This window comes from Streptomyces atratus (assembly GCF_900119365.1).
In the GTDB taxonomy this organism is placed as follows: domain Bacteria; phylum Actinomycetota; class Actinomycetes; order Streptomycetales; family Streptomycetaceae; genus Streptomyces; species Streptomyces atratus_B.
Genome location: NZ_FPJO01000069.1, coordinates 1 through 9,145 on the forward strand (window position 1 = coordinate 1; position 9,145 = coordinate 9,145).

Consider the following 9,145-nt stretch of genomic DNA (forward strand, 5'->3'; position numbering starts at 1 on the left):
GGGAGGAACTGCGGCCGGTAGCCGTACCCGAGGCGGGATTGACGCTGCTGCCCGCCACCTCGGCCATCCGCACCCACGTCGTGACGATCGACCCCGAAGATGCCTGCGACGAGGAAGGGACCGATGGCGCCTACGACCTTGCCCGCTCGGGATGGAAGTGGGAACCCGAAGAAGGATTCGGGAAGCAGCGCGAAGTGCTCGGGTCGCTCGGAGGCAGTCCCTCCTACCTTGAGGACGACCGCCTGCCCGTGTGTCCCTCCTGCACCGGCACGATGGAGTTCGCGGCACACCTGGAGGAGGGGATAACCCGGGAGACCGCGATGAAACTCGGCGGTCAGCTGGGCTACGTCTTCGTCTGCCGCCCTTGTCGCGAGGGAGCCTTCCTCACGGACTGAGGGCCACCTGCGAGGGGCACTGACGGTGATGCTGTCGCCGGTTCGAGACGCCGCAGAGCGCCTCTGGGGCGGAGCCGGTGCCGCCCGTGCGCGGCGTTGCGCCAGAGGGGCAGGGCGAGTGCGGGTGCGAAAACACGGTGCTCCCTGGGCATGCACAGCCCGGATCCTTCCGGACCTCGGCTCGCAGTGGGGTGGGGCGGGCGGGAGCGCCTTGGGGATCGGTGGCCGGCCAGTCCCTTCTCGCACGTCGGCGGGTGTCCGTGGATTGCGGCCGCGGGATCCGAGGGGTGATGTCCGGAGCTCGGACGGGCTCGGACGGGCCCGGACTGTCCCGGCCGCCACACGATCTGGCGGGAAACCGTTGAGCCGGAACAGCCTTCTTCCGGGCCGCTGATCCGTCGGCCCCTCGAAGGAGGTCGTGGTGGAACAGCAGACATTGCCCAGGCCCTCCCAGCACGTGCCGGAGCACTCGTCCGCAGCGCGTCACCGGAAGCCGCGGGCTCCGAGGACCGGCGGGAGCATCAGCGCGCAGTGGAGACGGACAGCGGGAGTGCTGCTCGTGCTGTTCGCGCTCTCATGGCTGGCGGGAGTACTTCTTGCCGCGCATGGTCCAACGGGTTCCTCGTCCCCGGCCGCCCGGCCGGCGGTCACTCTGGCGCCGCAAGGTCCGACCGTGCCCGAGCCTGTCCACGTCGAACCGACGCAGCCCGTGCCCGAGCCTTCCCAAGTCGAGCCGACGCGGCCCGCGCCGGAGCCTGCCCACGCTGAGCCGACACGGCCCGCGCCCAAGCCCGCCCATCCTGCCGAAGCAGCCGCTTCCGGCACGGGAGCGGCGAAGCGCGTGGAGGCCAGGAAGGTCGTCCTGCGGCCCGGTGACACGCTCTACGCGCTGGCCGGCCGGCACGGCACCACCGTCAAGGCCCTGCAGCGGCTCAATGCTCTGGGCGCGTCGACACTGATCTACGCAGGAGACACCTTCCGTGTCCCCGCAGGAACGGGACCCGTGGGCGAGACGAGGAAGGACCGGCCGACGGATGAGGCGCCGTCGGCATCGGCGAAGTCGGCGGCGAAGTCTCCTGCACGGTCCGCTCCGCGGCGCGTTGTCGCCTTCGCCCAGGCGCAGTTGGGCAAGCCCTACATATGGGGCGGGACCGGCCCGCGCGGTTACGACTGCTCAGGTCTGGTGACGCGGGCATGGAAGGCGGCCGGAGTGAGCCTCCCGCGCACCACGTGGGGTCTGGTCCGGGCATGCACGGCCACGACCCGCGCCCAGCTCGTCCCCGGCGACCTGGTGATTGCCAACGGCGGCGGGCACGTCCAGCTCTACATCGGGCACGGCAAGGTCATCCACGCCCCACGCCCTGGCAGTACGGTCACCGTCGCCCCACTCGCCGCCGCATCCGATGTCGTCAGCTACCGCCACATCACACCGTGACGGGACACGGTGTCGGCGTACGGGCCAACGTGCACCGCCGCGTACGGTCGAACGTGCATAGCGTCTTGTATGGAGCAGCGACTTGTAAGCGACGTCGATGCTCCCGCGTCCTCTCGGTTGACGGACTGGCAGACACGGGAAACCGGGGCGTCGCTCGTCATAATCGGTAGCTGACAGCAGCCCACCCTCGAGGCAGGCATCCGCGTCTGACAAGGAACATGGCTCCATCAAGTACAGACGCCAACGCTGCCAACGCCGGGCCGGCCCACAGGCAGGCGCCTGCGGACGAGGCTGCACTATGGTGAGCCGATCTTCGGACCCGTACGCATGGAGGCGCAGCAGTGACGACCGACGTGACGCCCGAACTGGCCGAGGCGATCCAGCGTGGCTACGACCAGCGCGACCGGGCGAACATGGCGCCGACGATCGCCTACTTCCAGGCACTGCTTGCCGAACACCCTGGTCACCCAGTCCTCATATACGAGGTAGGTGGCGCCTACGACACCGCGGGCCAGGAGGAGACCGCCCGCAGCTACTACGAGCGGGCGCTCGCCCTCGACCTCGACGGTGACGTCCTGCGCCGGTGCCTGTGCCAGTACGCCAGCACCCTGAGGTGGCTGGGCGAGCTGGACGAGTCGCTAGCGGTGCTCGACCGCGCCCGCAATGCACCGTCGGCACCGGGCAGCGGAGTTCAAGAAGTTCCTCATCAAGATCGAAAAGGAGGTTCCTGGGCACCTCCAGGTCCACCTGATCTGCGACAATTACGGCACCCACAAGACACCGGCCATCAAGGCATGGCTGGCCAAACACCCCCGATTCCACCTGCACTTCACCCCCACCGGTTCGTCCTGGATCAACCAGGTGGAGAGGTGGTTCGGCTTCCTCGCCGACCAGAAGATCCGCCGCGGTGCACACAAAAGCGTGCGTTCCCTGGAAGCCGACATCCGAGCCTGGGCCAAGGAATGGAACGAAAACCCAACACCGTTCATCTGGACCAAGACAGCCGAAGAGATCCTCGACTCACTCGCCCGTTTCTGCCAACGAATCTCCGGCGCAGGACACTAGCTGCCGACCGCAGCGAATGTGACCATGGTGACCGCGACCATCGCCGCCTGCATGTCGCGGATGGCGGCGCGGACGCTCTCGGCTGCCCATTGCCCTGTGGCGACCTCCGCCATCCGCGCGGCAACCAGCTTGCGCTGGCTGTCAGGGAAGGCCAGAGCGTGCAGCTTGGCGGAGTGGATCAGCGCGATGAGGCCCGCTGTCCGTGTGTCAGGCTCGGCGCCGTCAAGCACGACGGCCCGGAGCCGGTCACGCAGTTCGCCCTCGATCGCGCCGTCGGCCTCGGGGTAGCGGCGTATGGGGAACACGCCGAATGCCTTGTGCTTCTCCTCTACGACCACCCCGCGCTTGCACAGGCTTTCGAGAGCCGCTGCGACGGCCTTGGGCTGCTCCTTCGTCAGCCACTCCGTCACTCGGCGCTTGCTGCGACCCCGCAGCCAGATCTCGATCAGTGCCGTCCGGCTGTCGAGTAGCTGATCCCCGGTCGGAGTCGTATCTGTCAGTTCGAGGTATTTACCTGCAACTGAAACCCGCCCGGCCAGGACCAGTTCGAGCAGGATTCCCCCCGACACTGCCCAGCCGGCCGCTTGCCGCTGTTTTGCCGATCCGGACTCGTCGTCCAGGGACAGCAGCATGATCTCCTCAGCCAGTGTGATCGCCATACCCGCTACCCCCGTATGCTCTGTGATCACTTTCTCATCCGATCAGACGCCCGACCCCCCGGAGAGGTTCCCTGCGCACTCCGACTCCCGGCCGTCCGTCTCGGATCAAGCCTGGAAACGGCCTGAACCGAAAGAAACGGCCTGGACTCGGGCTACGCTCCATGCGGCCGACCCGCGCAGCGACGCCCTGGTCGATGGGGTCGCCGCCGGAGCCAAGGCCGTCGCGGTTGCGGGCAGCGGGCCGTTCTACTGCCCGGCGGTGCATACGCGGAGCCCTACGGGCAATTATAGGAAACGGAGCAGACGTCGTGAGTGATGCAACCGGGTCGGTACGCACATACCGCCTCTTGCACGGCAAGCGGCTCGTGATGGGACTCAGGGGCGAACCGGGGGTGCTCGTAAGCACCTCAACCCTGCCGCCGCTGCCAGGGGCTGCACCGGTCACGCATCCGTTCGCCACCGCGACGTTCCACGTGGCCGAATGCGAGGGCGAGCTCGGAGCGCTCCTGCGCGAGGCATCCGATCTTCATGCATTCCTCGACGCTGCCGAGCGTTCCGGCTACGCGGTCGAGGCGGTCGAGGACCGCACGGCACCATTGCCACCTGCCGCAGGCGGCAGCGACGCGGCATCCGAGGGCGTCGACCGGCTCATAGTGGTGGGCAGAGCGCACTTCGCTCAGCTCAGGACCGACCCGGTGCTGAACGTCATCGAGCTGCCCGACGGGCTCGGCGTCTGCCTCGTGCACGCCGTACGCGGCGGAGGCAAGATCTACGTTGCACCCGACGAATCGGCGCTGTTCGCGGGGTCAGCGGTCGACTTCGAGACGGGCCTCGACGCGTTCCGCGACGGCGCCCGCACGCCGCTCGAGAAGTTCGACAACAACGGCAGCGGCACACAAGGGTGACGCCGCCGCCCTTGCCCGCGCTCCGCCCCCTTGACGCTGAACACGGATTGTGCTTGTCGGAGCCGAGGTGGTCGGTGATCCCGACCACCGATCGGACAGCGGCAGCCACTTCGTCAGCCGCTGAAGGATGCCCCCTCATCTGTCAGCCGAAGGTTCTCGGCCTGCAGCCCGCACCACCAACTCGTGGATCAACTGACCGTCAACCGTCAACCGTCGCCGACTGCTTCGGCTCAGGTGTCTCGGCGGTCTCGGCCTCCGTCACGTGCTCACTGGACACCGATGAATCTTCCTGGATCAGGGATTGCACCGAACACTCACGGCCACCCCGGAGGAGACTGTGGCGGAGGAGGAGAGCGGGGGGCGGCCCGTCCGCGTAGGCGGCGGGGCCTGCCGCCACAGGCGCGCTCAGCCCGTGAGGAAGGCGCCCTCGGAGCAGGGGCGGCAGACGAAGACGTAGCCCAACTGGCCGCCGAGGTTCATCGCGGTCCGCCGGTCGATCCCCTCCTCCAAGTGTGCCGCGAATTCCGTCGTGCCGGAGCAGGAGGGGCACCCGGGCAACCGGTCGTCGTCCAGGTAGGAGGGGCTGCCGCCGAGCGATCCGAGCACCTCGCGTTGCTTCCCGAACCGCTCGCCGGGCTCCCGCTTCCACCCTGAACGGGCGAGGTCGTATGCGTCGGGCGGGAGATCGTCGCCGTCATCCTCCTCGGGTTCGAGCGTCACGACCCGGGTCGTGATCGCCGACACTGCGGGCAGCAGCGTCACGCCCTTCTCGGGTACGGCCACCGGTACCAGTCCCGCGGGCGGGAAAAGAAGGACCCGATTCGCCCCGGAGGTCGCGTCCCACAGGTCGCAGGCGCCCGGATCGTTCTGGCACACGAACACCGACAGGACGCCGTACTCGACCGGCAGATGCGCGAAGAACTGCATCGGCCCTCCGCAGTAGTCGCCGCACACCGGCCAGGTGAACCCCTCGGGGGCCAGCGGCACACCCCCGGTACGTGGCACGTCTGCATCGGGCGCGGCCGTGCCGTCGTAGATCATCAAAGTTGCCTGCATGGAGGAAGGCTACGGGCAGTCGGCAGCTCAGGATCCAGCATGCACAGTGCGCCGTCGCGGATCATCCCGATGTACCCCGAGGAGGGGGCACTCCACGAGCTCGGCGACGCCGGCGGCGGTAAACGGGTCAAGGACCGCGCGATGCTGATCCTCAGTCAGTTTTCCGCGCTTGTGCACGGCCCGTGCGGCGATGGCGCAGGCGGACTTGCTCTGTGTGAGAAGGCCCTCGCGGACTGGTTCAGCTCATCGACGTGCAGGAGCAATGCCGATGCGACGGCGTGGTCGATCGCGGAATGCTCCGAGGCGGGCACCCGGGCCGCCCTGGTGTCACCGGCGGAGGAAGCCTGGTTCAATATAGCGAGCGCGTCCGCCGGCAGGGCCGTGGCGGACCTGATGTGGCGGGCGGTCGTGGGATCCACGGGGGGTACCACCTGTGTCGTGCGGACAGCGGTCAGCGGTCAGGCTACGGTCCGGGTCGGACAGGGCTCCGACGGCTGGGGCAGCCCGCGTGACACGGACGTCACAGTGCCGTTGGACTGCACGCCCCCGAACCGGGCTCGTCCTCCTCGATCAGGAATCCGGGTGGTGGCGGCGGAGGCAACCGCGGTCCCTGCTCCAGAAGGCGGCGGAGGTGCGGTGGCACCGGAGCTTTGACAATCGGGCTTGCCGGACCACGCTCCGGGAAACAGGCCATCATACCGCTGCTGACGTGTACCAACCCTATCTCCGGTGAGCCCCCTATGGGGGGCGCGTGTTCATACTCAGTCTCTTGTCCACAGTTAACGCAACGCATGTCTCACCCCTGCTCCTGGGCCGGGCACCGCAAAATCGTGGCTCCTTGGTCCGCCAGCGGCGGCTTGATGTTCCTGGGGCTCGCGCAGCCCCACTACTTGGTCGTCGACGTTCCCCGGGCGGTTCCACGGGCGGCGTCGCCGCCACCGGTGGACTGCACGCTGATGCCCGCGGTGGCGGTGTCCTCTCAGGGTTCATCCCTCGTCGACGTACTCCCAGTAGACCGGCGAGTTCGGTCATCGAACACAGCGGAGACCGCCGCCGAAGCCCGACCACGGGTCGGCCAGCCAGAGGCCGTCGCGGCGGGGCTGTTCGCTCGGCATCATCCAGCCCGTGCCGCGCCGCGCGGCTCCCACCTACCCTAGGAGGTGACTCATAGTCACCTCCTAGGCTCCCAGCTCCCCTCCAACGACCTGGGAGCCCGCAGTCCGTATGGCCCTTAAATGTCTGGGATGCCTGGGGGCTGAGAGGGCAGTTTCCCAGGCAGGCGCGTTGCGGCGGGGGAGCTGGGCGTCGGCCAGGTACGCGCTGCCCAGATGGGCCCCGGTGGTGTCGAAGACCTCGATGAGGTCGTCATGGTGGGGCAGGTGCGGACCACGACGCGGGTGCCGGTACGGCCCACCATCCAGTCGGCGATGTAGTCCCGGCGGTGCCAGCGGACGCCGTGACTGGTGATGGTGCGCTCCCGCCCGTCGTCCTCAAGGGCGAAACCGGCGAGCTGCTCGGCCGGCACATCAGCCACAGGGGTGGGATCGGCCGCCCACGCCTGGAGCGGCGTCCTGCCGCCCAGGGCATCGGGGCGGTGCTCGCTGTTCCACCACCGCACCCACTCCAGCAGGCCGCTGACGAAAGAGGCGAAGACGAGCGCGGGAGCATCGGGGTCCGCCGGGCGCCCGCCGGTGAGTTTTGGCCGGTGGGTGTAGCGGGGAAGGAGCACGAAGTGCATCTCATCGACGACGTCGTTGAGTGCCTCGACCGTGCCCTTGAGATGCGGGGTGTAGGCGGGCAGGTCGATGACCACGACGGCGAACGCCCCCATCGCGCCCGTGACCGTGCGGCACAGGAACTCCTTGCCCCGGTCCACCCGGATCGCGGCGGGCAGCCCGCCCGCGGGCCCGTACGGCGCCCGCCGGTCGATCGCGGACCGCAACGCGGCCAGGACCGCGTCCCTGGACGGTGCGTGCGGGGTGACGGCCACACCGACGATCACCTTGGTCGCGCAGTCGATGAACCAGGTCACCCACGGACAGACCAGCTCGCCCTCGACGTCCACCTGAACCGGCACCCGCTTGTGATCGCCCTCCCAGACCACGTTGCGGTGAGTGGGCGGACGCTTGGCGAACACGTCATGCGCCCGCCGCGCCTTCTCGCCCTGCCTGAGCCCGGCCCGCTCACCGGCCGTCAGGTCCCGGCGGATGGCCCGGTGCAGTGTCGCCAGCGAGGGAACCTCGGGCCGCCCGGGATCCTTGCGGGCACGCTCGACGAGTTCGGCATGGACCCGGGAGGCATTTCCGCCCCACAAAGCCAGCAGCTTCCGGACCTCAGCCGTCACCGTGAACCGCCCGGCCGGCATCCGGTCCAGACAGCCCTCCGCCCGGGCCGCGGCGAGCCACCGCCATACCGTCCGCTCCGACTTCCCCAAGGCCTGTGCCACCAGCCGGACATGGCCGGACGCCAGCTCGCCCCGGGCCTCCAAGCCGAACAGCCGCTGCACCGCAGCCACCCGGCCGACCTCGACGGCACGCACCGTCTGCGCGTGCCGTGTACCAGTTCTGTCGTCGGACATGCTCCAGGTCTCTCACGGCATCTGCAGCCCGCTGACGGGATCCGGCATTGCGATGACAGTGACGAAGCGCATCTGCTAAATCTTCTCCACCGGCATCTTTCGGCTTCCGTGTGCTGTTCTCAGCGGCGCCGTTTTGAGCTTGTGGGGTGGTCAATGACGTCGGCTGCTGCCCGGCCAGCGCGGTGAGGCTGCCGGAGCCGGTGAGGCAGGCCACCACCCGGGACGGCATCAGGGACGCGCCCGATACTCATGGCAACAGCAGGCAAACAACGGCTTCGCTGATTAGCACGCCAGGAAATGCAGGGCTCCCGGCCAGATGACCAATCGGACGATCCTGCGATAGCGACCATTGGAGATTTGCCGGAGAGTTGAGATTCAGCATCCGCGCGTCCGTCACGATTCCTAGTTCCGGCAGGGCGATCGGGCCACGGAGTGATGTCAGTGGTGACGGGCAGAATGTGGTCAGGGGAAGGAGTGGCAATGTCCACTGAGGGGTCTGACCTGCGGATACCTGCGCCCAGCGGTTGCCGTTGGTGCGGGGTCGATGAACGCGAGCACATGCAGCGGTGGAAGCCGCCGGTGGGATGGCACGAGTGGGTCGCTCCGACACTGGAGCAACGAAAGAAGCGCATGCTGGCCCGCCGCCGGCAAGGCCGTTCCGGTTCCGGCGGTGGACTAGCCATGCGAGGACGCCTCAGGATGCTAGTAGACCGTCGCAGCTATTTTTTTGGATAGAGGTGGCGGAGTTTGATGCGTGCGTCGTGGGTGGTGAAGTGCCAGTCCACCTGACGTTGGTCGGTGTTGGTGGCGTTCTGCCAGGCTGAGAGTTCGGTGTTGAGGATGTCGAGATTGCCGATCCGGCGGTCGAGGCATTGCCGGGTCAGTGCGGAGAGTTCGATCTCGGCGATGTTGAGCCATGACCCGTGTTTGGGTGTGTGGTGGATTTCGAGGCGTTGGGCCAGGGCGAAGGCCTCTTCTGGGTCGAATGCCTCGTAAAGTGAGGCGATGCCGTGGGTGTTGAGGTTGTCCATCACCAGCACCACGGCCTCGGC

5 protein-coding genes and 4 pseudogenes are annotated in these 9,145 nt (G+C 68.1%); 5 read left to right on the plus strand and 4 right to left on the minus strand.

Annotation, left to right across the window (positions count from 1 at the left end):
- The 4 genes and pseudogenes from BT364_RS42175 to BT364_RS38405 form a co-directional block, all read left to right on the plus strand.
- Positions 1 to 395, plus strand: a pseudogene (locus BT364_RS42175) (hypothetical protein); the annotation flags it as partial.
- Positions 396 to 1,236: 841 nt separating this feature from the next.
- Complete coding sequence (locus BT364_RS42455; protein WP_072489757.1) at positions 1,237 to 1,830, plus strand: C40 family peptidase; 594 nt, start codon at positions 1,237 to 1,239, stop codon at positions 1,828 to 1,830.
- 413 nt (positions 1,831 to 2,243) lie between these two features.
- Positions 2,244 to 2,438, plus strand: a pseudogene (locus BT364_RS44520) (tetratricopeptide repeat protein); the annotation flags it as partial.
- 52 nt (positions 2,439 to 2,490) lie between these two features.
- A pseudogene (locus BT364_RS38405) lies at positions 2,491 to 2,895 on the plus strand (transposase); the annotation flags it as partial.
- Here the strand turns inward: BT364_RS38405 and BT364_RS38410 are convergent.
- Positions 2,892 to 3,554 carry a GOLPH3/VPS74 family protein gene (locus BT364_RS38410; protein ID WP_072489759.1) on the minus strand — a complete coding sequence of 221 codons (663 nt, stop codon included), beginning with the start codon at positions 3,552 to 3,554 and terminating at the stop codon, positions 2,892 to 2,894. The pseudogene BT364_RS38405 and the gene BT364_RS38410 overlap by 4 nt on opposite strands.
- A 347-nt stretch (positions 3,555 to 3,901) precedes the next feature.
- On the opposite strand from BT364_RS38410, the gene BT364_RS42185 reads away from it, so the two are divergent.
- Positions 3,902 to 4,459: a hypothetical protein gene (locus BT364_RS42185; RefSeq protein ID WP_177328407.1), complete on the plus strand. Its 558-nt coding sequence runs from the start codon at positions 3,902 to 3,904 to the stop codon at positions 4,457 to 4,459.
- A 405-nt stretch (positions 4,460 to 4,864) separates the two neighbouring features.
- On the opposite strand, the gene BT364_RS38420 is transcribed toward BT364_RS42185, so the two are convergent.
- The 3 genes and pseudogenes from BT364_RS38420 to BT364_RS44525 all read right to left on the minus strand — a co-directional run.
- On the minus strand, positions 4,865 to 5,515 hold the full coding sequence (locus BT364_RS38420) for a YwqG family protein (RefSeq protein ID WP_107408414.1): 651 nt from the start codon (positions 5,513 to 5,515) through the stop codon (positions 4,865 to 4,867).
- A 1,231-nt stretch (positions 5,516 to 6,746) separates the two neighbouring features.
- The gene (locus BT364_RS38430; protein WP_072489762.1) at positions 6,747 to 8,093 is read right to left on the minus strand and encodes a Mu transposase C-terminal domain-containing protein; all 1,347 of its coding nucleotides are present in this window, start codon (positions 8,091 to 8,093) and stop codon (positions 6,747 to 6,749) included.
- 850 nt (positions 8,094 to 8,943) lie between these two features.
- Positions 8,944 to 9,145 (minus strand): annotated as a pseudogene (locus tag BT364_RS44525) (transposase); the annotation flags it as partial.